Source organism: Sulfurimonas sp. (assembly GCF_028694605.1).
In the GTDB taxonomy this organism is placed as follows: Bacteria; Campylobacterota; Campylobacteria; order Campylobacterales; family Sulfurimonadaceae; genus Sulfurimonas.
Window position 1 is genome coordinate 17,349 of record NZ_JAQVKP010000009.1, and the last position, 26,089, is coordinate 43,437.

Consider the following 26,089-nt stretch of genomic DNA (forward strand, 5'->3'; position numbering starts at 1 on the left):
CCATGAAAAAACTGCTTACATTTTTAACGTTTTTGCCCATAACGCTCCTTGCGCACCTAGATATTGCGGTTAGCTACCCTTATATAGGGGCGCTTACCAAAACCATTGGCGGAGAGCATATAACAACAACGGTTTTGGCGCAGGGCAACTGGGATCCGCACTTTATTATCCCACGCCCCTCGCTCATCACAAAAGTGAGAAATGCCGATGCGCTTATCATGAACGGCGGACAGCTGGAGATTGGCTGGCTGCCCCCGCTTCTGGGTCGTGCAGGAAACCCGAAAATCGCACCTTCGGCTAAAACTTTTCTCAACCTCTCGCACCATGTGGAGCTCATAAATAAACCAAGCAGTGTTGACAGAAAAGATGGAGACATCCACCCAGATGGCAACCCGCACTTTCATCTTGACCCGCAAAATATCTTGCATCTTGCAAAAGTTATAAAAGAGTTTTTGATCTCCATAGATACGGTTGATAAAGAGGTGTATGAGAAAAACTATGCTACTTTTGCTACAATGTGGCAAGAGAAGATGCGTATATGGGAGCAGAAGATGAGCGATAAAAAGGGACGAAAAGTGATTCAGTTTCATGACAACCTTGCCTACTTCAACAAAGCGTACGGAGTTGTAAATATCGGCACGATTGAGCCTCTCCCCGGCATTCCGCCATCATCCAAACACACCGTGAGCACCATAGAGTTGATACAAAAGGAAAATCCTTGCTGCATTTTGCATGATGTCTATCACTCCACAAAAACAGCCGATTTTATCAGCCAAAAAACGGGTATAAAGATTATTTTAATGCCCCATGACATAGAAGCGCTTGAGAACATTGACAACCTCGGTGCACTCTTTGACCACCTCACGAGCGCCATCAAATGACAGATATTCTCCTTGTTCCCATAGCTCTTGTTGTTATCCTCGTGATGCTCCACTCCTATTTTGGGATGGAGATACTAAAGCGGGGCATTATCTTTACAGACCTTGCCATCGCACAGTTTGCAGCTCTTGGTTCATCTATCAGCCTTGGCTATTTTCATGAAGAGTATTTTTATCTTTTGACACTCGGTTTTGCACTGCTAAGCGCGCTTTTAATCGCATATGCTTCGACAAGAAAACTCCATCTTGAAGCGTTTATCGGGATACTTTACGTTTTGGGGGCAAGCGGGATTATGATGGTACTCTCCCACTCGGCAGAGGGAATGGAACATTTTAAATCACTTTTGGCAAGCGATATACTTTTCACACCTCCTAGCGAAGTGATGAAAAGCGGGGTTATTTACTCATTTATTGCCCTTGCTTTGTATTTTTTATATCCTAAACTGAGCGGTTTTTTCAAAGAACTTCTCTTCTTCTCTCTTCTTGCCATTACCGTTACCTCTTCCGTTTCTCTTGCAGGTGTTTTTGTGGTTTTTGTACTTCTTATAGCTCCGCCGTTTGTCTCCCTCTCGCTAAAGTTTAAAAAACCTTTGCTTGGGAGCTTTTTTTTCGGATGGTTTTTTAGTATCTCTGCGATTGTCATCTCCTACTTTTATGATTTGCCCACAGGCTACAGCATCGTCTTTTTAGGCGCATTTTTGACGGCTCTTATCGTACTTTTTAGTTCAAAGAGGGCATAGAGATGTTTAGCAATGAGTGGACGCAAAGAGAGTTTTTAGAGAACAAAAAAGCCCTTGAAGCCAAGGGCATCAAAGTGTTGCTCATCGACACCATTCTCTCCCCCATCAACGGCGCAAACACCACACTCTACAACCCTTACGAACTAGCAAAAGAGCCTGAGGGGAGTGTTTTTGTTTTTTACTGCGATACAGGTAAAACAACGCTTAACAGACTTGGTGAGTACAAAAAAAGGTTTCCTTTGCACCACTGCATCTCCCTTAGAGGCGGCAGAGGATACTGGAGGGAAAATATGACGGTTTTTGATGAGTGAGTATAAAAAATATCTCGATTCATTTTTAAAAAACCTCAAAAATGAAAATTTTTATGAAGCCCATGAAGATTTAGAAGCTATTTGGTTTCCTAGAAGATTTGAGCAAAGCGACGAGGTGAAGCTGTTAAAAGGACTTATCAACGCTTCTGTAAGTTTTGAGCTACGTAAAAAAGGCAAAATTGAGCAGGCAAAAAAAGTGTGGCAAACTTATCTCAAATACAAAGAACTAATCAACAGCATAAACTCCCCCAATCAAGAGATATACCATCTAATCATACAAGAGATACAGAGTATCAGAGAGGCTTAAGGGTAAAACGAAATTTTATAAAAGTTAAGGTGTCCTTAAGTAATTTTTAAATATTTCCAAAGTATTCTAACAAAATTTATCATTTAAAGTAAAATTATATGAAACTTGTCTTGTTGTTATTATTTTGTACCCACACTCTGCTCGCACTTACTCAAGATGAGATAAATAGCCTGTATCAACAAAACTCTCTTCAAAACAGAGTTTTAGAAAATGACCAAAAACGTCATTTTGAGAAAAACCAACAAAAAACCAAAGATTACATTGATAAAATTAAACCAGATAAACTTGAAATGAAAGAGTCCGAAGATAAAAAAAAATGTATTTTCATCAATGATATAATGATTGATAAATCTGATATTTTAGAGGCTAAAGAGTTAGAAGAAATAAAAAAACATTATGTAAATAAATGCAATACAATAGAAGATTTAAATAATTTTACCAAAGAAATTTCCAATATATACATCTCCAGAGGCTTCATTACAAGCAGAGCCTATTTAAAATTACAAGATTTATCGGATGGGATTATAGATATATCTCTGCTTGAGGGGAAAATAAAAAAAGTAAAAAACAGAGATTTGTATATTTCAAACATATATGACGATTTGGAAGAAAATATTTTAAATTTGCAAGATTTAGAGACTGGCATTAAACAGCTTGAAAGACTGCGTTCTCAAGTGGTAAAATTGGACTTAAAGCCAAGCGATGAAGTCGGCTATACCGATGTACTTATATCAAAAGAGACCGGATATAGTGATTATAATGGTTATGTAAGTGTAAATAACTATGGCAGTAGCGCAACAGGCAAAAATCAAGTTGCTGTCTATCTGAGCTATGAAAACCTGTTTGGCATAAACGATATTATCAGTGTATCCATCAACACAACGGATAATGTTTTTAAAACTAGCGACAATATTTTAGCGACATCACTATCTTATTCGCTGCCCTATTTTAAAAACTACTTTACCATATCTTTGTCAACATTTAAATATAAACAGACAATTTACGACCAATTCGATAGTACTCTGCTTAGTGAAGGTTCAAGCGATATTTTTACATTGTCTGATGAGTATATGCTTTATAACTCTAAAAAATATTCGCTTAATTTTATAGCTAAACTTAACAGAAAAGACAATAAAAACTATCTAAGTGACACTCTTATTGAGTTGCAGAGTTATAATTTAACTACTTTTAGTTTTGGATTTTATTATATTTATTATGGGGAAGACTCTTATTTTAGCAGTGAGTTGTTGGTGCATAAAAGTTTAAGCAGTAACATAGACTTTACAAAATATACGCTAGATTTTAGCTATACAAAATACTTTCAGCATGACTTGCAACCTAAGATAAATATGGCACTACATGCGCAATCCACAGGTTATGACGTGTATGCCACGGAACAGTTGTCAATTGGGGGACCCTATAGTGTTAGAGGGTTTAAGGATGGCGGCATTAATGGCTTTAAGGGTGGCTATATAAGGAATGACTTTCAAGTTACAAAAAATATTTTAAATATATCATTTTCACCTTATCTGGGTCTTGATTATGGTTACATAAAAGCAACTAGCGTTGTAGAAGGCGGAGCTATAATTGGTAGTTCTGTCGGACTTAAAATTGCTTATTTAAACAACTTAGCGGAAATACACTATAACAAAAAGTTACACAATACGCCAGAAACAAAAATAAAGAGCGATAATTTTATAGGATTTTCTTATTCTTATAATTTCTAATTAATTTTATTGTATTATATTTTTATGAAAATAGCAAAAAATATATTTAAACAAATTGTGTCTATTGAAATTTCAATTGTATTGATTTTTCCTATGCAATTATCAGCAATGGAATCAGTAGTAGTCGATAGTGCATCAGCTGCAAAATATCAGGCAAATCTTGAAACAGCAAGAAACGGTGTGCCTATTATAAACATTGTAAAACCGGATACGTCAGGTCTTTCACACAATAAGTTTTTAAATTACAATGTTGAAAAGCAAGGGCTTATACTAAACAACTCTAATCAACTACAGGTAACAACGCAGCTCGGAGGGGTAATCTATGGCAATACTAACTTAGCAAATGCAAATAGTGCCGATAGAATTTTAAATGAAGTAACCGGTTTAAATAAATCCATATTGGCCGGCTATACGGAAGTAGCTGGGAGTATGGCTAGTGTAATAGTTGCGAATCCTAATGGTATTTTTGTAAAAGGCGGCGGATTTATAAACACTCCAAAAGTTACTCTTACTACAGGTGTACCTCAATTTACTGCGAATCAATTAAAAAGCTACAAAATTACCCAAGGTATTATTGAAATAGGCGATGAGAATTTTAATATTGATAATGTTGATAAAATTGATTTATATGCCAAAGCGCTAAAGTTTAATTCTAAACTATATGCAAAAGATGTAAATATCATAACAGGCACCAATGATATATCTACAGATGGCACAATAACTCCAATAACTATGACAAATAATGATATTTTTTCTTTAGACTCTACGGCTTTAGGTGGCATATATGCGGACAAAATAAGACTTGTCGGGACGAGCGAGGGTGTCGGTGTAAATCTGCCTGCCGAGATAATGGCAAAAGATAACATTATTATTAGTTTGGATGGTCAATTAACTTTTAAAAGAGTACTCTCAAATGGCAACATAAATATAAAATCAAACACCATCAATGCTGTGAACGCAACGGCAGAATCATATAAAGATTTGTCTATATACGCATCGGACATACTTGTAAGCAATACAAATTTAAGCAGTTCTGGCAATGTGTATATAAGTGCAAATGATTTTTTAGAAATAAAAAGCGACTCAAAGCTTACTGCTAAAAATAACCTAAGCATATTTGCGCATAATCAAAATTTGGAGCTAAGCGGTGTTTTGCTAAGTTCTGATAACTTAATGAATATAGAAACAAAATCTTTAATCAACAATACTGATTTGCAAGCCAATGGTGATTTGAGTGTAAAAACCATAAATGGTGATTTAGTAAACAACAAACTTTTACAATCTCAAAAAAATTTAACTCTAAATATAAACGGAGACATTGTAAATACGGCGGCAATTGTATCTTTAAACGATATGAAGGTTTATGCCACTGATCTTTTAAACTACAACACCATATATAGCTCACAAAATATGAATATACATGTCGATAACCTGCTACTCAACAAAACAGATACTACTAAAGTATCAGGCATAGACAATGCTCGATTATATGCTGTTGAGAACATGCTTTTGTCTAAAGATGAATCATTGCATAATATTAATGAGGTACAAAACTACAAAGGTATTATCCAAACCCAAAAAGGGAATATTGCTATATTTGCGGATACTCTTAAAAATATTACCGATACAACAGAAAAGACAGTGGAAATTCAAAGCATAGAGTTAGCATATAACAAGATAGCGTTGAGTGAATACATGAGAGAATCAATACACACATACATAAACAAAAATGAGAAATTTTCAATAGCTCCGGATAAATTTTCTTCTATTGCCTCTGCAAATAATTTAAGCATATATTCTAATCATTTGCTTAACTACCTAGGTGATGTTTCAGCACAAAATGACATGAGTTTAGCAGTAACAAATATTTCAAATGAAAGTGAAAAGCTATATAGTACGAAAACGACAGAGATTCAAATATACAACTGCTATTCCGCATGTTATAGCAGCAAGCATTCTAATCCAAGTTTCAGATGGGAGAATTACGGATCGCCAACAACCGTAGTAACCGGAGAGGTAGGTTCTTTGGATGCAACCATATCGGCCGGAAATAATATCATTGGTGATATCACAAACTTAGAAAATGTGACTGCTCATACAGCTGTGACTCAAAACGATATATTTACAGATATAATCACTGCCAAAAATAGTACCAGATACATAGATAAAGAGGACTATATTACACCGACAAACCCTTATGGCTTATTTGTAAAAAGCACTAAGCATGAGTATTTGATAGAATCAAACCCTTTATATACCGATATATCTAATTTTATAGGCAGTGAATACTTTTTAAACAAGATGGGCTATAACGGTGACGCTATATCTAAAAGACTTGGTGATGCAATGTATGAAACTAAGTTGGTAAAAGATAGCCTCAAGCGCTTAGGCGGCAAGGTACACAAAGAGACAACATATATATCGTTGATGGATAATGCAGTCGAAGTATCACAAAATGTTGATTTAAAACTAGGTAAAGCGCCTACTGATGAACAGTTGGCGAGTATAGATAAAGATATAGTATGGATGGAGACTAAAATAGTTAACGGAGAGGAGGTTCTTGTGCCTGTGGTATATCTAGCCAAGAGCTCTAAAACTTCCAGTGGTTCAGTTATATCTGCTGGCAATGAATTTGAATTAAATGTAAAAAATTCTATTGTAAACTCAGGAGAATTAACAGCAGAGGGTAACTTAAACATCTCTGCAAAAAGTATAAAAAATGAACAAGGGGTCATCTCCTCAAATAAAGATACGACTGTAAATTCTGAAACATCTATTGAAAATATTGCAAGCCTCATAACGGCTGCGGGGGCTACAAACATAAAAGCTAAAGAAGATATAACCAACTCAAACGGCTCAACTATCTCAGGCAAGAGAGTTAACATAGAATCCACTGATGCAAGCGTTATAAATGAGACAAGCACTGAGACAACCGTAGTAAAAAATGATGCTAATGGAAATAGGTATGAAGTTATATCAACTAAAGTCGGTGGTGAGAGTAAGATAGTCTCAAGCGATGGCGACATTTTTATAAAAGCAAAAGATAACATCAAAAACAGTGCTGCAAACATCAGCGCAACAAACGGAAATATAAACCTTCTAACCGAGAATGGAGACATAGAATTAAGCTCAAAAGAACTTGTTGATAAAGCAGACTTCTCAGCGGGAAGAAGCTTTACTAAAACAGACAACACCAAACATATAGCTTCACAACTAAATGCAGATTCTATTAGCCTACAAAGTGGCTCTGACATACAAGTAAAAGCATCAAGTATAACTGCCAAAGATAGTATTGTTCTAAATGCAAACAGAGAGATAGATATCTTGGCAGCAAATAATATAGACTATAAAGATGTACAAACATATAAAAAAGGAAACTTTGGCTCATCCAAATCTAAAAGAGATATGACATATAAAGAGAGTGTTGTTCAAAGTAATTTAAATGCAAAAAGCATCTTAATAAACAGCGATAAAGATGTAACCTTAGAAGCCGCAAAACTAAAAGCTGATGAAAACATCATAGTCGATGCCAAAGGTAATATCAATGTTGTAGCCAAAGAGTATAAAGAAGGAGAACTGCACCAGACTTCTAAATCATCTTGGGGCGGATTGAAAAAAAGTGTTTCAATGGATAGGCTTGATAATCTCAATCTAAAAGAAGCACAACTTCAAACAGAGGCATTAAATGTAATCCTAAAATCCGGTAAAGATATAAACATCATAGCATCAGATATAAGCAGTGCAGCAGATGTTCAACTTGAAGCCTTTGATAAACTGCTTATCGCAGCCGGTGAAGAGCTACGGCAAAAAGAGAGTTTTAGTAAAAAAACAAGCTTTAACCCACTAGGAGTATTGAACTTGGTAGGCATTGATGCAGGAGCTATTTACACAAGTGAAATAAATAAAAATAAAAACTACGATACAAAAATTAAAGAGTCAAATATTGTTGCAGGAAATAACTTCACAGCAGATACAGGTAGCACAAAAGTTATAGGCTCAAATATAGAGGCACAAAACGATATAAATATCAAAAGTGATATAAACTCCGTAGAGATACTCTCGGCACAGGAACAAAACCAAGCCTCAAAACTAAATCAAAAAGTTGAAGTAAAGCTGACAAACATAGTTGATATGGCAAAGAGTGCGCTAGCTCAGCAAGTAGATGTTCTTAAAAATTCAACAGACAAAGATTCTGCTGGAGGTTCAAAACTCAAAATAAATGTTGCATCGGCAACTTATGATAAAGATGAAGTAAGCTCAAACGCCGTTAAAAACATCTCTTCAAATCTTGTATCAAACAGTGGAAGCATCTCAGTCGATTCAAGCGAGGATATACATGTAAAAGGCTCAAACTTAAACGCAAAAGACTCTATTGCTTTGGTAGCAAAAACAGGTGATGTGAGCATTGAAGAAGCAGTAGATACGAAAAATGTTGATGAGAAAAACAAACATGCCGGTGCAGAGGTTAGCATAACCGTGCAAAACGAATATGTAGAGATTGCAAGCGCAGTAAAAGCAGCCGCCGCCTCTGCCAAACAGCTAAAAAAGGTAAAAGAAGATTACTCAAACCATAAAACAGAAGTAAAAAAACTTGAAGGAGCTCTGAGCCAGTTAAAACAAGACTTGCGTAATAAAGAAGTAGGAGTAGATGCCCAAGATATAGAAGAAATACAAGAGATACTCGATAATGCAAAAGATGATGAGAGATATTACTTGGCGGCTATAGCGGCCGCAACAGCAGACTTGACAAGTAAAACAGCGGCAATAGCCAAACAAGCCGCAACAGCCGCAGCGAGTTCGGCAACCTTTGGATTCTCAGCAGGGCTGTCTTTAGACCTAGAAGGTTCTAAAACTACATCAAACAATCAAGCAACACAAAGTGTAGCTTCAAACCTTGTTGCAAACAACATAAACATCCAAACTGACAAATCAATAGATACAAATGTAAAAGTAAGCGGTTCAAATGTTATAGCGCAAGATACTATAAATATAGAGACTAAAAACCTGAGTGTAAAAGCAAGCGAAGATACAACAAACTCAACCTCAGACACCAAAGAGATCTCAGGTTCAGTCTCTATGACAATGTATGGAGCAGCAAGCGGAACAAGCGTTAGTTTAGGATACGGTGAGCAACACTCCGATGCCCATAGCGTAGCTTATAACAACTCGCAACTCCAAGCAAACAACATAAACATCAACACAAGTAACGATGCTGCATTTGAAGGCGCAAATGTCAATGCAAAAGATACTCTAAACCTAACCGTAGGAAACAACCTAAACATAGAATCAAAGAGAAATGTAACTAACTCAAACTCAAACGGGTTTAATGTAAGTGCAGGATTCGGAACCAGTGAAGGAAGTGTAACAAGTGCCAACGCTTCAGTTGGAGCAAACACAGGAAGAGTAAAAGTAAAACAAACAGTACTTTCAAGCGTAACAGGAGATAAAGTAACCGTAACCACAGAAAACAACACAAACCTAAAAGGCTCACTTCTAGCAGCAGGAGAGTTTGATAAAAACGGTAACTTCATAGATAATGAAGACCTAAACCTAAAAACAAAAACCCTAACATTCTCTAACTCAACAGATTCTACCTACACATCAGGAAATAGCTTTAATGTAGGAACAAATATAGGATTCTCATCAGATGTAAAAGACCCACAACCAAAAGATGATTCTACTACAAAAATAAACTCAACAAACCTAGCATTCTCAAACTCACTAGGATACCAAAGGAATAAAACCTTAGCAACATTAGGGAAAGGAAATATAGATATACAAGATAAAGAAAACTCAGACGATACAACAAGCCTAAACAGAGATACTTCCAACATCTCTAAAACCATGATAAACACAAACTACGGAGTGAAAGTAGATGCTACGCTTGATCATAGATTGCTTACTGAAGATGGGAGAGAAGAGATTAAACAGGAGTATGAGGATATTGGTAAAAATATGGCTATTGTTGGAAAAACATTACCAAATGCAGAAAGTGATAATCCAATAGAATCAACAATAGGAACAATTTGGGATTGGATAGCACACGGAACATTAGATATCTTACCTTCAAATGAAAATAGTGGTGGTGTTTTAGGAAATGTACCTATTTGGTTTGGCACAAATGATAATTTACATAAATTACAAGGAGATGAAAATAGTAAAGATGTATATCTAAATGGAATACTTAACTCTGAAGCCGATGCAATGCAAGGTGGGAAAAATATAATAGGAGAAGATAAAACATATGTGAACCCTTATAATCCGACAAGAGGAATATTAGGAGATTTAATAGAAGCAGGAGTTGATAAATGGGGAGATAGTATAGGAATGCAAACAGGAATTAGTAAGCAAGTACAAGAGTATCTAAATAATAATACAGATTTAAATGTATATATGCACTCCCAAGGAAATCTTGTAACAAAACAAGGAGCTTTAAGCTCTAAAGATAATGGGCATGTATATAAAAGTTATGGTGCTCCAATGAGTAATGAAGAAATTAGTAAAATATTTATAATAAAAGATAAAGAAAAAGATATAAGAAAAAATGACGGTGATTATGTATCTTATCCACTAAATATTTTTAATCCTACAACTTGGAATAAACTAGGGCATGGAACAGAAAATTATAAAGCTCAAGAATAATAAGGAGTAAAACAATGAAGTATTTATTATCAGTTATAGTAATATTTTTTTTAACAGCTTGTGCTCCACTATTTGATACTCCTCTCTTGGGAGCTCAGTCAATTAGTGCTGGAACATATATGACTGTTAGATGGTTTTTAAAACCAGAGTATAAAAATAGTAAATCTCTTGGAGGTAATCCCAAGGATTATGGAGCTTCATTTAATAAAGTAGAGTACAAATATGATAAAAAATATTATGAAAAAACAAAAAATGGAAGAGATGATATAGAAATTCCTAAAAAAGATATTTGGACAGTAAAACATAATGGTAAAAGATATAATTATCAAGATGATAACAATCTTTTTATATATGAAAAACAAGGAAATAATTATATTAAACATATAGACCATTTTGGACATAAACATACAGTAGAAGATGCTAAATATCCTTTAAAAGAGTGTTATTCTGATGGTTGGTGTAAGCTTTATCCAAATTATTGGAAAATTGATTTATATATTAAGAAATCTATTTTAGATAAGCCATTAAGTGAAGAATAGTAAAAGGCAATAAAATTGAGTCTAAACCTAACCGTAGGAAACAACCTAAACATAGAATCAAAGAGAAATGTAACTAACTCAAACTCAAACGGGTTTAATGTAAGTGCAGGATTCGGAACCAGTGAAGGAAGTGTAACAAGTGCCAACGCTTCAGTTGGAGCAAACACAGGAAGAGTAAAAGTAAAACAAACAGTACTTTCAAGCGTAACAGGAGATAAAGTAACCGTAACCACAGAAAACAACACAAACCTAAAAGGCTCACTTCTAGCAGCAGGAGAGTTTGATAAAAACGGTAACTTCATTGATAATGAAGACCTAAACCTAAAAACAAAAACCCTAACATTCTCTAACTCAACAGATTCTACCTACACATCAGGAAATAGCTTTAATGTAGGAACAAATATAGGATTCACACCTGATGCAAAAGACCCACAACCAAACGATGATTCTACAACTAAAGTAAACTCAAGCAGCTTGGCATTTGCAAACTCTATGGGCTACCAAAGAGCAAAAACACTAGCAACTCTAGGTGAAGGTCAAGTAACCGTAACAGACAAAGAAAACTCAGATGATACAACAAGCCTAAACAGAGATACTTCCAACATCTCTAAAACCATGATAAACACAAACTACGGAGTGAAAGTAGATGCTACGCTTGACCATAGATTGCTTACACAAGAGGGGAGAGAAGAGATAAAGCAAGATTATAAAGATATGGATAAAAATATGAAAACTATAGCAGATACTTTACCAAGTGCTATTAGTGATAATAAAGTCGAAGCAGTCGCCGGTACATTATGGGATAATATAGCTGCATACGCTACATTAGGCGTACTTCCATCAAATGGAAACAATGGCGGAGTGTTGGGAGAGATACCGATTCTCTCAGGTAATAAAGATTCAGTACAAGAGGCATTGCAAGTAGTTAGTTCAAATGCACCGCTGTATCAACAAGACTCAGATAAATTTATACCAATAGAGCAAAGTACTGCATATAAGCAGATGAGCAAGGAGGAACAATCGCAGGTACAAGGTCTTTATATCTCAAAAGAACCAGTGACAATAACTAAAGAGAATGCCACTTACCAAAACGGAGGAAACGGAATCATGAATGATAAAGGACTGGCAATAATAAATGTACTAGAACAGACAGGAATGATAGGACAATATCAAACCGATAAAACAAAACCTGTAGAAGCAACCGTGTTTTACAACCCAAGTAGAGGAATAGTAGCCGACTTGCTAGAATCAGCAGTAGATACGGTAGGCGGTACCACAAGTATAGCAAAACAATATGGAGAATTTAATGTAGATGTAACAACCGCAAGAGGGACAGCAGGAGTAAATATTACAAACCACTCTCAAAGCAACCTGCTTCTAAAAAGCGGAATCAACTATATCAATAGTAGTGATAATACGGGAGCTAAGTTTATGCCACAGGAGTATTTTTATACAGGCAAGGTTGATGCGAATGGTAAGCCTATTTACGAACTGCCTACCTATGTTTCATTTGGTTCGCCTGTGAATGGGAATGAGTTGAAAATGGCAATTGAAGGAACTAAAAATAATCCAGGTTTGGGCTATACATATAAAGGAGCATTTACTAAACCTGATGACTTTGTGGGTGAGGGATTGGGAGGAAATAGAGGAGTTAATGGAGAGGCTTCACTGGTTGATAGAATCAACCTCTTTAATACTTTCAAATTAGTAACACCAACTTCACCACACAGTAGTTATAAGCCTACTGATTATCCAGAATTAAAAGATGTGACGGGGTATAAAGAATGAGAAATATAATATTTATGCTAAGTGTATTATTTTTAATCGGGTGTTCAAGTGTAAAAGTTTATAAGTTAGAATCTTATACGAAATTATCAAGTCCAAACATTTCATTACAAACACCTAATTCGGTACCTTCTGTTCCATGGAAAACATTTGACTTGCCTACAGATATTGGAGTAAGAGATTGGTTGAGTATATGGCGTCACCTCCCCAACATGATGAGCGAGGATATGAGGATTACGGTAAGAATTATCCCACAAGACGAGATAGCAAGTGATTATTTACTATACAAAAATAAAAGTAATCAAATGGAGGAACGAATTAAAAACTTTAAAATGTCTGATTGGGAGAAAAAGAACAACGCTGAAAGAGGCGTGAATTATGTGAAACAATATGTTGATTTTATCGGAGGACTAAAATGCGGTACAAGAGTTGAATCTTCAAATATTGCTCTTGGTGTAGGTACAAAAAGCTATCAAACAAATTGTACTTACTTTGATAATCAAGGTGGAGCCAAAAATATTCATCTTGCTTACAGCTACACCTATACCCACAGCGGAACTAAGAACGACAGAGATACAAAAAGTAGTTCCATTACCCCTCAAGCTATGCAAACACAGTTCAAACAAGATATGAAAGCCATATTCGATTCTCTAGTGATTCACGATATGGATAGAGAGAAAATGAATAAAGAGGAATTGCTTTATGATAAAAAGTATGATTTAGAGGGTGAGTTTAGATAAATGTCTTGTTTGCCAAATATCAAATTTATAAAATACATAAATACACTAAACTCTGGAATTTACAGAAATTATTTTACGCTACCGAAGCTTCTGTATGATAAAGCACTTTTATAGCTCCCTTTGACTATAATTACGCCTCAAAGACGATAGGAGAAATAATGGATTTTTCAAAATATACAGACCCGGCAATGCTTTATGTGAGTGAGTATGGAGTTAAAATTGTTCTCGCACTCGCTATCTTTTTTATAGGAAAAACGGTTGCCAAAAAAGGTGCAGCGCTTATCAAAAATCTGATGATTAAAGCCCATGTTGATCTCACGCTTGTCAATTTCCTTGCAAATGTACTCTACTTTGTACTGCTCATTGTTGTCGTTTTGGCATCTCTTAGTACGCTTGGTATCAACATAGCATCCTTTTTGGCGATTTTTGGGGCTGCTTCTTTGGCGATTGGTCTTGCACTCAAAGATTCACTCTCAAATATCGGTGCAGCGGTGCTTATCATCATTTTTAGACCGTTTAAAGTCGGGGATTTTGTCGATACGGCGGGTGTTTCTGGGACTATTGAGGAGATTAACCTTTTCTCCACCATTATGGCGACACCTGACAACAAGACTATTATGGTTCCAAACTCTTCGGTTATCGCTTCCAACATCATCAACTACTCCAACAAGCCGACACGAAGAGTTACGCTTACCTTTGGCATCGACTACGGCGATGATTTGAAGCTTGCAAAAGAGGTACTTTGGCAACTCATCAAAGAGGATGAGAGGGTGCTTCAAGACCCTGCTCCTTTTGTAGCAGTTGCAGCCCTTGCAGATAACAGCGTCAATCTGGAAGTTCGCGTCTGGGTAAAGACTGAGGAGTATTGGAATGTTCATTTTGACATGATTGAAAAAGCAAAACTGGCATTTGACGCCAACGGTATATCTATCCCGTTCCCACAAATGAATATACATCTTAAAAAGGATTAAAAAATAATGAAAAAAATAGTCGCACTTTCACTTGTTGCCTTCTCGCTTATGGCGGAGCAATATATACAAGATGTCAAAGCTGAGATCAAAGAGACCAAACAAAAGATTGCACGTCTCAATGCAAATCTCAAAGAGCTTGAGAGCGCTCTGCCCAAAGAGGAGCTAACTTATAAAGCTCGCGCAGAGGCGGGCTATATGCTTAACTCAGGAAATTCCGACACCGAAGCGTTCAATATCGATGCCAAACTAAGCGGCAAATGGGATTTGCACACACTTGAAATTTCTATGCTTTGGCAGTATGGAGAAGATAATGATGTAGAAAACACAAACAGATTCTTAGGTGAGTTGGTTTATGACTATAAACTCTCACAAAGGCTCTCGCTGGATTATCTTATGGGATATAAAGATGATAAGTTTTCAGGTTTTGACTACCAGTTCTACACGGGTCCGGGTGCAAAATATGTAACCATCAAAACAGATTTTCAAGACTTAACGCTTGATGGAAATCTGCTCTATGCTAAAGATAAGATTTTTGGCAGCACAGATAGAACATACGCCGCATACAGAGTTCAAGGTGTTTACAATATGCAACTGCTGGAAAATCTCAAGTTCCATCAAACTCTTAACTACAGATCAGAGTTTTCAGATATAGAGAACTACTTCGCATACTCAAAAACCGGTTTATCGACAAGGCTGTCTGATATATTTTCAGCCGGAGTAGCGTACTATATTGACTATACAAACAAACCGGCACTTACGGGAAAAACCTCAACAGATACAAAATTCACATTTAATCTTATTGCGGATTACTAACTCCTCTCCCCCAAAGAGCTAAAAACCAAGTTGCCGTAAGTGCGATAAGCATCGAACTTAAAAAAAGGTAGCTTGGGTAGAGTTCGTAAACATACCCTGCGATTAATGCCCCTGCAAACGCTCCAAAACCGTACGTGATGCCGGAAAAAAGTTGTTGCGCTAAAGATTTGTGTTTGTACAGATAAAAAAGATAACTGATTGCCGCTGAGTGAAAAAGTGCAAAACTAAGCGCATGAAGTGCTTGAGATAGGAACAAAAGAGCTGTGACATCCGGAAATGCAAAAACCAAAAACCAGCGCAGCGCCGTTACAAAAGTAGTTATTTGAAGGATAAGAAGCAGATTTTTGCTCAAAAGCGCACCCTGAAAATAGAGCATAAAAATCTCTACTATGACACCAAAGCTCCAGAGATAAATCGTCATATCCAAGCTTACGCCGTGGTCGGTTGTATAGATGGTAAAAAAGTTATAAAAAGAACCAAAACTTACCTGCATAAGTGTAAGCCCCAGCCACAATTTCCAATCTGCCAAAAGGTCAATGTCGTTAGTATGTTCGCTCTGCTTTTCCAAAAGAGTATCTGCTTTTTTGGCAATCACAAAGCCAAAAAATGCGGTGATAAGCACTAAAATCAAAAGATAAAGAAGTGCAACGGAGGGTGAACTAAGAAACTTTACTAAAACAAGCGCAACCAAGATAAATCCGACCGAACCAAAAAGCCGAATCTTCCCGTAACGCTCTTTGCCAAGATAGTTCAGTGAGATAAGTTCGATGTATGGAAGTACAATGCTAAGCCCGATGCCAAGTGATATGTTAGAGAGAAGCAGTTTGTAGAAACTATCAAGCGAAAAGTAAAACGAGAGCGCACTCAAACACATAATAAGAAGCGAGGCATTGAAGCTTTTTACATTGATTTTAAGTCCATTGATAAAAGCAAAAGGAACTAAAAAACGCACAAGCGGAGCCGCCGCAAAGATGATACCTATGTCGCTTGGAACATATCCCGCCATAGAGAGCACTTTTGGCAGAAAAATGATATAAACTCCGATGACTGAAAAGTAAAAAAAGTAAAAAGTTGCTAAAAGAAATGACATACGGTATCATAACTCAGCTACCCTTTACTTTAACAGAAAAAAGTCGCTATAATGTACTTTTTTATCACAATAGCTTATGTGAAGGGGTTGTTATTATGCTCAAAGAGATGAAAGAGGAAGATTTTATTGTCTCAAAAACAGACCTAAGAGGTCGCATCACTTACTGCAATCAAATTTTTATGGATATGGCGGAGTACTCCGAAGAGGAGCTGCTAGGCAAGGCGCATAGCATCATAAGGCATCCGGATATGCCAAAAGCGGTTTTTCGCTACCTTTGGGAGACTATCCCCAAAAAAGAGGAAGTTTTTGCCTATGTACTTAACAAAACTAAAGGTGGCAATGACTACTGGGTTTATGCCAACATCACGGCAACGCTTGATGAACGCGGCAACATTGTGGACTACTACTCGGTTAGACGCCGACCAAATCCAAAAGCACTCCAAATCATTATCCCGCTCTACCAAAAGATGCTCTCAGTTGAGAAAAGCAGCGGAGTTGACGCATCATTTAAAGTTTTAACAGATATTTTACATGACAAAGGAGTCTCTTACGATGAGCTTATTATCTCTCTTCAAGATCAATAAAAACAAACAACGCCATGAACAGATACACGATGAGATTGTTAAAGTTCTCAAAGACGCGGCGGATGGAAAGTTAAGCGGGCGTATAACGGGCATACCCAATGACAACTCAAAAGAGGCGGCATTTGCATGGAGTATCAATGATGCGCTTGACCAGTTTGAAGCATTTATGCGTGACGTGCAGACATCCATAGAGAGTGCAGCAAACGGTAAAACATACAGAAGCACCAATCCGCAAGGTCTCCATGGCATCTTTCGCGTAACGTCCGAGAGACTTAAGCTTGCTGTCTCCTCTATAGCTATGGGGTATGAAACACGAATCAAAGGTACTCTCTCTGATGAGCTTTCACAACTTGGCGGCGGTGTAGGCGGGGGACTTGGGATTGTGCAAAAAGATATTATTCTCTCGCAAGCAGGTTCAGATGAGATAGCGCAAGCTTCACACAAAACAGCCGATCTCTCCTCGCAAAGCATAGAAGATGTTGATGCAATAAGCCAAAAACTCTCCACGCTTATGGAGTCTATCTCCGATTCGCATGAAGTTATCATCCATCTTGAAGAACGTTCACGTGAAATCTCAAATGTTGTAAATCTTATCAAAGATATCGCTGACCAGACCAATCTCCTTGCTCTCAATGCTGCTATTGAAGCGGCACGTGCAGGAGAGCATGGGCGTGGATTTGCCGTAGTTGCCGATGAAGTACGCAAGCTTGCAGAGCGCACCCAAAAGGCAACCCATGAGATAGAAATCAATATCAAATCCCTACAGCAAGAGGCAAGTGAGATGCGTACAAGCTCTGATAGCATCTCCGATATTGCGCAAGAGTCCAGCAATGTTATCAGAGAGTTTCAGCAGACTTTTGCAGAACTGAACTCTTATGCGGAAAAATCATCAGAGGCTGCCATAGCTATAAACAACCGCCTCTTTACAACCCTAGTCAAAGTAGATCACATCATCTTCAAATCAAATGCCTACTCTGCGGTACTTAACTCTCACGCAAGCAAAGAGTTTGTAGATCATAAAAACTGCCGTATGGGTAAATGGTATCTAGGCGCAGGAGCACAGAAGTTTGGACATATGAAGAGTTTTAAAGAGATGGACAGTGTACATGCAAGTGTTCATGATATGGTGCTAAAAAATCTTGAATTTGTAAAAAACAACACAGTGCTAAAAGGTGACCATCCAAAAATCATTGCTAAAAACTTTGGTGCAATGGAGCAATCTTCCGATACGCTCTTCCATCAACTTGATGCAATGGTAGAAGAGTATGCTAAAAAGTAGATTTTGTCATAAAATAGTCAAAATCTTAAAACTATTTACTGAGCATTAACTCAGAGTGACTATCATTACATATCTCGATTATGTTCAACCCCTTTCATAGGAGAGATTTATTACCTATAAATTATTTTAATTATCCAGCCCTTCCCCCTTTTGGCTTGGATAATATGTTAAACTTCACTTTATGAAAAAAATCATTCTTACAACGCTTAATTCAAGATTTACACACACTTCTATCGCCCTGCGCTATCTTTACGCCAATTTGCGAGAGTTGCAACAAGATGCGATGATTGCGGAGTTTAGCATCAATGATGCCATTCAAAGCATAGCGCAAAAACTCCTGCAACACAAACCCCAAATCATCGGTATCGGGGTCTATATCTGGAACGTCTCACAAGTCCATGAACTTTTGCACATCATCAAAAAAGTATCACCGCAAACAGTTATAGTTTTGGGCGGTCCTGAAGTTTCACATGAACCTTTTCGTGTAAATCTCGATGCCGCTGATTTTATCATCCAAGGCGAGGGGGACGAAGTATTTTATAAACTCTGCAAAAAAATCCTCTCTCATAATGCACCAAAAGAGAGAATCATCAAAATGAGCATGCCATCGCTCAAAAATATAGCACTTCCCTATCGCTACTACACAGACGATGATATCAAAAACCGCTATATCTATGTCGAAGCATCTCGCGGATGCCCTTTTGAGTGTGAGTTTTGTCTCTCTTCTATGGACGAACGTGTGCGTGCGTTTGACCTTGATATACTCTTGGAAGAGTTTGAGCTTCTTTGGCAGCGAGGGGCTAGGAACTTCAAGTTTATAGATAGAACTTTCAACCTTAACATAAAAACCGCCAACAGGCTGCTTGACTTTTTTTTGGCAAAACCCTCTCCCTATTTTGCCCATTTTGAGGTTGTACCGGATCATTTTCCAGAGTCGCTAAAAACAAAAATGAAACTCTTTGGTGAGGGTGCATTGCAGCTTGAGATAGGGATACAGACGCTCAATCCAGAGATTGCCGCCAATATCTCAAGACCGCTTAAGCTTGACAAAATCAAAGAGAACATCCGCTTTTTAGAGAATGAGACACATGCGCATATCCATCTTGACCTAATCGTCGGGCTGCCGGGTGAGACTTTGGAGAGTTTTGGCAAAAATCTTGATGAGTTGGTAAGTCTAAGCAGTTGCGAGATACAAATCGGCATACTCAAAAAGCTCTCAGGAACTTATATCAACCGTCATGACATAGAGCATGGCATGGTCTATAGTGACATACCGCCCTATGATGTTTTGCAGACTTCCAAGCTCTCGTTTGAAGAGATTGGGGTAATGAAGCGATTTTCAAGGTTTTGGGACTTAACCTACAACAGCGGCAACTTCAAAGAGAGCGTTAAACTTATCTGGCAAGATGGAAGCGTCTTTGAAAATTTTTATGATTTTGGTATTTGGATATATGCACAAACAGATGCAACATGGCAGATTTCGCTTCAAAGATTGGGAGAGCTTCTCTTTGCATACCTTTGTGAAGTAAAAAAGCTATCTCAGGAATTTGTAGCAAAAACAATGCTGCAAGATATGATGAAACTTCAAGGAAGAGTTGTCCCGCCCTACCTAAAACCATACACCCACGACACTCACGCTCCAATCAAAAAAGGAACATCAGGTTTTAATAAAAGGCAGCAATAAGATATAATGTCATAAACTGTAAATGGAGACGATGTGAGACTACCTAAAGGATTTGGAAAAGGCTATTTTACACTTGCCGCTATTCAAGCCTGTGTCTCGCAAACCAAAATCTCCGCACTCTCTCAAAGCGTCTCCACTCTTAGCGGCAAACCGCTTCGCATAAAAAACAACTCTCCGCCGTCTAATTAATATTTTTTGTAAACACATAATTCTCGAAAAACTTGTTTTTAATAGCTTTAGAGGTGCCCTTTAGGGGGTTGTAGGGACTTAAGCAGCTGCCACAAAAACGGACGAGTTCGTTTTGGTGCGTAACATCAGATAATAAAATATTACTAAGGGCATCTATGCACAAAAAAATAAACATTTCGCTTTTTTTAGCGACGCTTTTCACCACTCTAGTCGCTCAAGAGATTGAGCTAAAACCAATACTGATAACATCTACTGCCATAAAAACGGATGAGCTAAAAAGCAGCGATGCCGTTGAGATTTACACTGCATCGGACATCCAAAGGGCAAAGGTTTCAAATCTCTATGAGTTTTTAAACCAACAGACTTCGCTCTTTGCTATGCCGTCTTTTGGCAACTCCTTTTCACAAAAGCTTGACATTCACGGCTATGGTATGGAAAACGGATACCAAAATATCGTTATAACGCTCAATGGCAGAAAACTCAACAATATAGACATAGTTTCTCAACTCTTAGCATCGATACAGCCATCTTCCATCGAGAAAATAGAGATTATAAAATCCGGCGGAATAGTTCTTGGCGGGGATGGAGCAAATGCAGGTGTTATAAATATCACTACCAAATCAAATAACGATAAAGAGATGGCATTTTACGGCGGAACATACGGTATGAAAGGGGCAAATACTTTTATATCGCACACAACCGAGAAATTTGCGATAACGGCAAACGGGGAGCTTCAAGACAGCGACGGCGCAAGAACCATAGATGCGGACGGCAACAAAGATGAGAACTCGCTTGCAACCGGCGGCTTGGAAGTTAAATATTTTGCAAGCCAAGAGCTTGAGCTAAAAGCGGGAGTTTTGAGTGCAAGAGCCGACATCACCTATGGCGGAGTCTTGACAAAGAGCGAGTATGAGCAAAATCCAAAACAGCAGGGCTCAGGCACTGCAAGCAGACAAAAGTATGACACGGACGCATTTAATCTAGGGGTAAGATACTCTCTAAGCAGCTCCACTGAGCTAGTCGCCGACTACGCACAAGAGCTAAAAAAGTCAAATTTTGTGACATATGGCTCTGTTAGCGACTATATTTACAACTCGGCAAAAATAGCGCTTGAAGTAGCAAATGGCGGCTTTAGTCTAACTGCCGGCGCTGATTTGTTTGACGGTACGAGAGAGTCCTATCCGACAACTTGGTCTATAGAAAATAAAACCGATAAAGAAAATACCGCACTGTTTTTAATGACAGGTTATGTGAAGGGGAGCAACTCTTTTAAAGCAGGTGTACGAGGCGAGAGAGTTGGATATCGCTATAGTGATATTTTGCAGTCACTAAAGCAAGATAACTCACTCTTTGGTGCAGAGCTTGGGTACAATAGGGTGCTAGATAAGAAAAACTCCCTTTTTGCAAACTATGCTCATGGCTACGAAGCGCCCGATATTGACCGCTTTTTCAACAAAGATTGGTTTGGAGTAGTTACATTTAACGGTTTTATAAACCCGACAAAAAGCGACACTCTAACGATTGGGTATAACAGGTTTGACAAAAACAACAAGCTAAAAATCTCACTCTTTTATGCCGACTTAAAAGATGAGATTTACTACTACAGCGTAAGTTCAAAAAACACGAACATTGATGATTCTCATAAATGGGGCATAGATGTTTATGATAAGTGGCTTATAACTCAAGATGTCAGTGCCGTTATAAACTACAACTTTGTAAAAGCAAAGATAGACAAAGAAGTAGAAAACGGTGAAGATTACAGTGGTAATGACCTCCCTGGGGTATCAGAACACACTATAAAAGCCACGCTTAACTATATGCCGACTTCAAACATTACGCTTGGACTAACACAAACATATCGTTCTGAGGCGTATGCGTTTAATGATTTTGCAAACAACTTTTCGCAAAAACAAGAGGAGTTTATAAGCACTGACGTATCTGCAGCTTATAGTGTAGAGAAAATGGAGTTTTTTGCTAAAATAAACAATCTTTTCAACCGTAAAAATGCTCTTTGGATAGAAGATGATGCTATTTATCCTCTAAACTTTACAACAACCATTATGGCAGGACTAAAGGCGAGATTTTAAAAATGCTAAAAATAGATCTTCGCAGTTTTATATACTATAAACTGATAAACTCACTGCTGTTTGGGTTGTCGATGGGGGTTGTCTTTACCGTCTATACCCCCTTAGAGCCTTCAGTTTATAGTCTAGGCGGTATCGCACTGGCTCTTGGTACAATTTACCTAGCAAAGCTTTACGGCAAAATAATGACCCTAGAGTGGTTTTACAAAATTTCACTCTTTGTGGAGCTTTTAGCACTTGGCATGATTTGCTATTTTTTGCTCTTTTCATACAGCTATACAACTGCGATAATTGTCTATTTTGGTTATCAGCTCGTCTTTACATTCGGAACATACCTTATCCGTGCGGAAACTATTTTTATATCTCGCAGAGCGCTCCTCTCGCTGCTGGATTTGGCAAAACAAAAGGGGTATCTTGTGGGTATGTTTATCTCCTATATTTTCTACAAGATTTTAGATGTCTATTTTGAGATACACACAAAAGAGGAGCAGGTTTATCTTATCTACTATCTCTTTTTTGTTCTTGAGGCACTTATTATTTTCTATCTTTTAAGAGCATTTAGGAGAAAAGTATGAAAGGGGTTTTGTTTATAGGCGGCGTATCTTTTAAAACAGATACGACAGCAATAAAACAGGATGTTTTTTTTGTTATAATCACTCCATGGTTCCATTAAAAGTACTTATATTCTCAGCACTGTTTTTTGCAAGCGCAACCTCATCGGATGAGCCTTATACCAATAGAGAGTTGCTTGATGCAATAGCCGAGAAACATAAGGTCTTTGCAAAAAAAAGGTTTTTTTTTCTCCAAGAGACACTCGATGGCGTCAAAGACAAAAGCGATTTAGAGAAGCTTGAGGCGGTCAACAACTTTTTCAATGAAGTACGCTACGGTTCAGATATGAAAGTATATGGACAAAAAGATTACTGGGCTACGCCGTGGGAATTTTTAGGCAACGATATGGGCGATTGTGAGGATTATGTCATCAGCAAATATTTTGCACTCAAGTACCTCAACGTTGACTATAAAAAACTCTTTTTTACTTATGTACGCTCTACCCAGTTTAAAGAACCGCACATGGTTCTAACATACTTTGAGACACCAAAGAGCGAACCGCTTATTTTAGATAACAATAACCGCAAAATATTTCCTGCCTCACAAAGAACAGACCTAACGCCGATTTACAACTTCAACGGCGATATACTTGATGAAGTTGGAAAAAAGAATGAGAAATCACATAAAAAATGGGATGAGCTAAAGCTCAACATGCAAAGGAAAAAAATATGACACTCTTTAAACAGATTGCTTTGATGCTATCACTCTTTTTACTTATTATATTAACAACCGTTCTTGTATTGAACTTCCAAAGCGCAAACAAAGGGGTGCAGGAGCGCCTCTACGATGATGCCAAAAACACGGCAACCTCGCTAAGTCTCTCGCTTGGAAGTGCTAATGGCGATATCTCTATGATGTCCACGATGATAAACGCAAATTTTGACAGCGGAAATTATCGCCATATTGCTCTTGTTGATATTGATGACAAAATCATTTACGATAGAAAAACGGAGAGTGATTTGAGTGGAGTTCCAAAGTGGTTTGTCTTTCTAACCAACCTGGAAGCTCCCGTTGCGCATGCAAATGTTTCGGCGGGATGGCGTCAAGTCGGCATCCTTAACGTTCAAAGCGATGCGACTTATGCTTACAAGCAGCTTTACGCCATATTAATCGACTTGCTTGCCTCTTTTGCACTTATCGCTACCGCCGCTCTGGGTATTTTACATCTTTTGCTCCATGCCATCCTAAAACCGCTCAAAGAGGTACAAAAACAGGCGGCCGCTATTATAAGAAATGAGTTTATCATTCAAGACAATCTCCCTTATACGAAGGAGTTTAAAGATGTCGTTCTTGGTATGAACAACATGGTTTCTAAAGTAAAAGCGATGTTTGATAAAGGAAATGAAGAGTTAAAAGTACTCAAAGAGCTTGAGTACATCGACAAAGATACACAACTGAAAAACAGAAAATATCTCCTCGACAAACTCCCGTCTTACCTCAAAGTGGACTCCTCTTATGAGGGCGGTGTAAATATGATTGTCGCACTCAGCGGTGTTGTGGAGGCAAACGAAAAAATCGGCAGACACAGAGTGAACAAACTTTTTAGTGCTATTGCAACCATTTTTACGGAGCAGGTAAAAGAGAGTAAAGATGCGATTGTTGCGAGGCTCAACGGAACAGAGTTCTCGCTCCTTCTGCCTGAGTGCTCCAGTGATAACGCCATAGAATTGGCAAATCACATACAGCAAGCCTGCAAAGTTGCCATCGAAGCTTCAGAACTCGACACGCAAGAGACTTTTACCTCTATAGGACTTTATGAATACAAATATACAAACAGTATCCCAGAACTCTTTGCCCGCTCCGACAACGCTCTTGCGCAAGCGAAATTCAACCGCAAAAATATCCATATGGAAAAAGCAGACAGTGCGGTAGAAGTGATGGGCAAAGAGGCTTGGAAGCTAATTATCAACAATGCTTTAGAGAAAAACAGATTTCATTTTGTCTCATGGAGTGTTATAGATACAAAGATGAAAAAACTCTCCCATCGTGTACTAAGCATTCATCTTGATTTGGACAAAAACACCTCTTACAGCTATGCCCAGTTTATGGCTCCTGCGATTCAAGCGGGATTGAGTGTAAGTATCTACCAAAAAGTCATCTCCATGCTCTTTAAACGCTCAAACACAGTGCTTAGCGCTTCTACCTACGCCCTAAGGCTGCCGCATGAGTACCTTGAAGACCCAAAAACCTATGATGAGTTAAGTGAGCTTTTACGTGCCAATGTCTCAACGCTCCCGTTCAAAATTATCATTGAACTACCCGATAGATTGGTGCATCAAGACTCAAAACTCATACGAGACTACATCGCACTCTTTAGAAAATTTGGTATCGATATCGGCGTATTTGAGTTTATCGGAGAGAGTAGAGATTATCAATATCTGCAAGATTTGCGTCCTGCATACATCAAGGGCGAGAGCAGCTACTTCCTGACACAAAACACCCAATCACTCTCCGCATTGCGACTCATAACAGACACGGTCGGTATTGCCGTTATAGCCGTAGGTGTTATGGAGATGGAAACATTGGAAGAGCTCAAAGCAAGGGATATTCACACGGTACAAGGCAAAGTAACGGAGACATTGGAGTTTTAGATGCCTCTGGAGTTTAGCCCTTTTGTGATGGCGTCGTTAATCTCTTGTTTATAGTCTGGGTTTAGCTTTAAAAGTTCTCTGTCAAAATTGACAATCAAGTCTTTGTTTGTATGCGGATGTCTGCATAAAGTAAAAATAATATTTTCATAAATTGCAAACTCAGGATGCGCTCTTAAACCCATCTTTTTATGCACTTTGCCGTGATGTTTTAAAATCATACCAAGCGCATACTCAAGCTTTTTTGCATCTGATTTTTTGTTTTTTATCATCGCTACAAGAACTTTAAAGCTGGTCTCTTCAACCTCTTTTGAGCTTTTTGTCTCTTCTGTGGGCTGCACAGGAGTAACAGCCTTTTTTTTGCTTTTATTTGGATTGTAAAAAAGAAGAAAGATTAAAAGCGCCAACAGCGCAATCAATCCCATAATAGATTTGACGATTAATTCAGGTTCCATAGAGTGCCGTTTTTGTTGTATTATATCTTATAAAAATAGCATAGTGAGAAAGTTATACTATCTCTTACTTA

Annotated in this window: 21 protein-coding genes; 19 read left to right on the forward strand and 2 right to left on the reverse strand. The window is 37.8% G+C overall.

Translation table 11 applies throughout. The annotated features are described in order from the left end of the window. Window positions 1–2 precede the first annotated feature (2 nt). From PHY84_RS06680 to PHY84_RS06730, 11 genes are all read left to right on the forward strand, one after another. Window positions 3–881, forward strand: coding sequence for a zinc ABC transporter substrate-binding protein (locus tag PHY84_RS06680; protein WP_299858594.1), 879 nt, complete (start codon window positions 3–5; stop codon window positions 879–881). After that, on the forward strand, window positions 878–1,618 hold the full coding sequence (locus PHY84_RS06685) for a metal ABC transporter permease (RefSeq protein ID WP_299858595.1): 741 nt from the start codon (window positions 878–880) through the stop codon (window positions 1,616–1,618). Before PHY84_RS06680 ends, PHY84_RS06685 begins: the two co-directional genes overlap by 4 nt. A 2-nt stretch (window positions 1,619–1,620) precedes the next feature. Then, complete coding sequence (locus PHY84_RS06690; protein ID WP_299858597.1) at window positions 1,621–1,929, forward strand: hypothetical protein; 309 nt, start codon at window positions 1,621–1,623, stop codon at window positions 1,927–1,929. After that, complete coding sequence (locus PHY84_RS06695; protein WP_299858598.1) at window positions 1,922–2,236, forward strand: DUF309 domain-containing protein; 315 nt, start codon at window positions 1,922–1,924, stop codon at window positions 2,234–2,236. The genes PHY84_RS06690 and PHY84_RS06695 overlap by 8 nt, the downstream gene beginning before the upstream one ends. A gap of 98 nt (window positions 2,237–2,334) precedes the next feature. Further along, complete coding sequence (locus PHY84_RS06700; protein WP_299858599.1) at window positions 2,335–3,963, forward strand: ShlB/FhaC/HecB family hemolysin secretion/activation protein; 1,629 nt, start codon at window positions 2,335–2,337, stop codon at window positions 3,961–3,963. A 108-nt stretch (window positions 3,964–4,071) separates the two neighbouring features. Further along, window positions 4,072–10,605 carry a hemagglutinin repeat-containing protein gene (locus tag PHY84_RS06705; protein ID WP_299858600.1) on the forward strand — a complete coding sequence of 2,178 codons (6,534 nt, stop codon included), beginning with the start codon at window positions 4,072–4,074 and terminating at the stop codon, window positions 10,603–10,605. Between the two features lie 14 nt (window positions 10,606–10,619). Continuing rightward, window positions 10,620–11,144: a hypothetical protein gene (locus PHY84_RS06710; protein WP_299858601.1), complete on the forward strand. Its 525-nt coding sequence runs from the start codon at window positions 10,620–10,622 to the stop codon at window positions 11,142–11,144. 15 nt (window positions 11,145–11,159) lie between these two features. After that, window positions 11,160–12,932 (forward strand): hypothetical protein, encoded by a 1,773-nt coding sequence (locus PHY84_RS06715; protein WP_299858602.1) that lies wholly within the window; start codon window positions 11,160–11,162, stop codon window positions 12,930–12,932. Beyond that, complete coding sequence (locus PHY84_RS06720; RefSeq protein WP_299858603.1) at window positions 12,929–13,669, forward strand: hypothetical protein; 741 nt, start codon at window positions 12,929–12,931, stop codon at window positions 13,667–13,669. The genes PHY84_RS06715 and PHY84_RS06720 overlap by 4 nt, the downstream gene beginning before the upstream one ends. A gap of 158 nt (window positions 13,670–13,827) precedes the next feature. Beyond that, entirely contained in the window at window positions 13,828–14,640 is an 813-nt protein-coding gene (locus tag PHY84_RS06725; protein WP_299858604.1) for a mechanosensitive ion channel domain-containing protein, read from the forward strand. Between the two features lie 6 nt (window positions 14,641–14,646). Continuing rightward, window positions 14,647–15,453 (forward strand): DUF481 domain-containing protein, encoded by an 807-nt coding sequence (locus tag PHY84_RS06730; protein WP_299858605.1) that lies wholly within the window; start codon window positions 14,647–14,649, stop codon window positions 15,451–15,453. Here the strand turns inward: PHY84_RS06730 and PHY84_RS06735 are convergent. Beyond that, the gene (locus PHY84_RS06735; protein WP_299858606.1) at window positions 15,437–16,543 is read right to left on the reverse strand and encodes an MFS transporter; all 1,107 of its coding nucleotides are present in this window, start codon (window positions 16,541–16,543) and stop codon (window positions 15,437–15,439) included. The two genes, PHY84_RS06730 and PHY84_RS06735, sit on opposite strands and share 17 nt — an antisense overlap. A 95-nt stretch (window positions 16,544–16,638) precedes the next feature. On the opposite strand from PHY84_RS06735, the gene PHY84_RS06740 reads away from it, so the two are divergent. From PHY84_RS06740 to PHY84_RS06775, 8 genes are all read left to right on the forward strand, one after another. Continuing rightward, window positions 16,639–17,127: a PAS domain-containing protein gene (locus tag PHY84_RS06740; RefSeq protein ID WP_299858607.1), complete on the forward strand. Its 489-nt coding sequence runs from the start codon at window positions 16,639–16,641 to the stop codon at window positions 17,125–17,127. Next, complete coding sequence (locus PHY84_RS06745; RefSeq protein WP_299858608.1) at window positions 17,096–18,406, forward strand: methyl-accepting chemotaxis protein; 1,311 nt, start codon at window positions 17,096–17,098, stop codon at window positions 18,404–18,406. Before PHY84_RS06740 ends, PHY84_RS06745 begins: the two co-directional genes overlap by 32 nt. A 181-nt stretch (window positions 18,407–18,587) precedes the next feature. Next, entirely contained in the window at window positions 18,588–20,090 is a 1,503-nt protein-coding gene (locus PHY84_RS06750) for a B12-binding domain-containing radical SAM protein (protein ID WP_299858609.1), read from the forward strand. 33 nt (window positions 20,091–20,123) lie between these two features. Continuing rightward, on the forward strand, window positions 20,124–20,279 hold the full coding sequence (locus tag PHY84_RS06755; protein ID WP_299858610.1) for a hypothetical protein: 156 nt from the start codon (window positions 20,124–20,126) through the stop codon (window positions 20,277–20,279). A 155-nt stretch (window positions 20,280–20,434) separates the two neighbouring features. Next, window positions 20,435–22,366 carry a TonB-dependent receptor gene (locus PHY84_RS06760; RefSeq protein ID WP_299858611.1) on the forward strand — a complete coding sequence of 644 codons (1,932 nt, stop codon included), beginning with the start codon at window positions 20,435–20,437 and terminating at the stop codon, window positions 22,364–22,366. Between the two features lie 2 nt (window positions 22,367–22,368). Next, a complete protein-coding gene (locus tag PHY84_RS06765) occupies window positions 22,369–22,938 on the forward strand; it encodes a hypothetical protein (protein ID WP_299858612.1) in 570 nt (189 codons plus the stop codon). An 85-nt stretch (window positions 22,939–23,023) separates the two neighbouring features. Beyond that, window positions 23,024–23,647: a transglutaminase-like cysteine peptidase gene (locus PHY84_RS06770; protein ID WP_299858613.1), complete on the forward strand. Its 624-nt coding sequence runs from the start codon at window positions 23,024–23,026 to the stop codon at window positions 23,645–23,647. After that, window positions 23,644–25,566, forward strand: coding sequence for a LapD/MoxY N-terminal periplasmic domain-containing protein (locus PHY84_RS06775; RefSeq protein WP_299858614.1), 1,923 nt, complete (start codon window positions 23,644–23,646; stop codon window positions 25,564–25,566). Before PHY84_RS06770 ends, PHY84_RS06775 begins: the two co-directional genes overlap by 4 nt. On the opposite strand, the gene PHY84_RS06780 is transcribed toward PHY84_RS06775, so the two are convergent. Further along, window positions 25,563–26,018: a hypothetical protein gene (locus PHY84_RS06780; protein ID WP_299858615.1), complete on the reverse strand. Its 456-nt coding sequence runs from the start codon at window positions 26,016–26,018 to the stop codon at window positions 25,563–25,565. The genes PHY84_RS06775 and PHY84_RS06780 overlap by 4 nt on opposite strands. Window positions 26,019–26,089 lie beyond the last annotated feature (71 nt).

What these genes read in the sequence shown, in the direction of transcription:
- PHY84_RS06680 (WP_299858594.1), top strand. Translation starts at nt 3, where the DNA reads ATGAAAAAACTGCTTACATTTTTAACGTTTTTGCCCATAACGCTCCTT.
- PHY84_RS06685 (WP_299858595.1), top strand. Translation starts at nt 878, where the DNA reads ATGACAGATATTCTCCTTGTTCCCATAGCTCTTGTTGTTATCCTCGTG.
- PHY84_RS06690 (WP_299858597.1), top strand. Translation starts at nt 1,621, where the DNA reads ATGTTTAGCAATGAGTGGACGCAAAGAGAGTTTTTAGAGAACAAAAAA.
- PHY84_RS06695 (WP_299858598.1), top strand. Translation starts at nt 1,922, where the DNA reads ATGAGTGAGTATAAAAAATATCTCGATTCATTTTTAAAAAACCTCAAA.
- PHY84_RS06700 (WP_299858599.1), top strand. Translation starts at nt 2,335, where the DNA reads ATGAAACTTGTCTTGTTGTTATTATTTTGTACCCACACTCTGCTCGCA.
- PHY84_RS06705 (WP_299858600.1), top strand. Translation starts at nt 4,072, where the DNA reads ATGGAATCAGTAGTAGTCGATAGTGCATCAGCTGCAAAATATCAGGCA.
- PHY84_RS06710 (WP_299858601.1), top strand. Translation starts at nt 10,620, where the DNA reads ATGAAGTATTTATTATCAGTTATAGTAATATTTTTTTTAACAGCTTGT.
- PHY84_RS06720 (WP_299858603.1), top strand. Translation starts at nt 12,929, where the DNA reads ATGAGAAATATAATATTTATGCTAAGTGTATTATTTTTAATCGGGTGT.
- PHY84_RS06725 (WP_299858604.1), top strand. Translation starts at nt 13,828, where the DNA reads ATGGATTTTTCAAAATATACAGACCCGGCAATGCTTTATGTGAGTGAG.
- PHY84_RS06730 (WP_299858605.1), top strand. Translation starts at nt 14,647, where the DNA reads ATGAAAAAAATAGTCGCACTTTCACTTGTTGCCTTCTCGCTTATGGCG.
- PHY84_RS06735 (WP_299858606.1), bottom strand. Translation starts at nt 16,543, where the DNA reads ATGTCATTTCTTTTAGCAACTTTTTACTTTTTTTACTTTTCAGTCATC.
- PHY84_RS06740 (WP_299858607.1), top strand. Translation starts at nt 16,639, where the DNA reads ATGCTCAAAGAGATGAAAGAGGAAGATTTTATTGTCTCAAAAACAGAC.
- PHY84_RS06745 (WP_299858608.1), top strand. Translation starts at nt 17,096, where the DNA reads ATGAGCTTATTATCTCTCTTCAAGATCAATAAAAACAAACAACGCCAT.
- PHY84_RS06750 (WP_299858609.1), top strand. Translation starts at nt 18,588, where the DNA reads ATGAAAAAAATCATTCTTACAACGCTTAATTCAAGATTTACACACACT.
- PHY84_RS06760 (WP_299858611.1), top strand. Translation starts at nt 20,435, where the DNA reads ATGCACAAAAAAATAAACATTTCGCTTTTTTTAGCGACGCTTTTCACC.
- PHY84_RS06765 (WP_299858612.1), top strand. Translation starts at nt 22,369, where the DNA reads ATGCTAAAAATAGATCTTCGCAGTTTTATATACTATAAACTGATAAAC.
- PHY84_RS06770 (WP_299858613.1), top strand. Translation starts at nt 23,024, where the DNA reads ATGGTTCCATTAAAAGTACTTATATTCTCAGCACTGTTTTTTGCAAGC.
- PHY84_RS06775 (WP_299858614.1), top strand. Translation starts at nt 23,644, where the DNA reads ATGACACTCTTTAAACAGATTGCTTTGATGCTATCACTCTTTTTACTT.
- PHY84_RS06780 (WP_299858615.1), bottom strand. Translation starts at nt 26,018, where the DNA reads ATGGAACCTGAATTAATCGTCAAATCTATTATGGGATTGATTGCGCTG.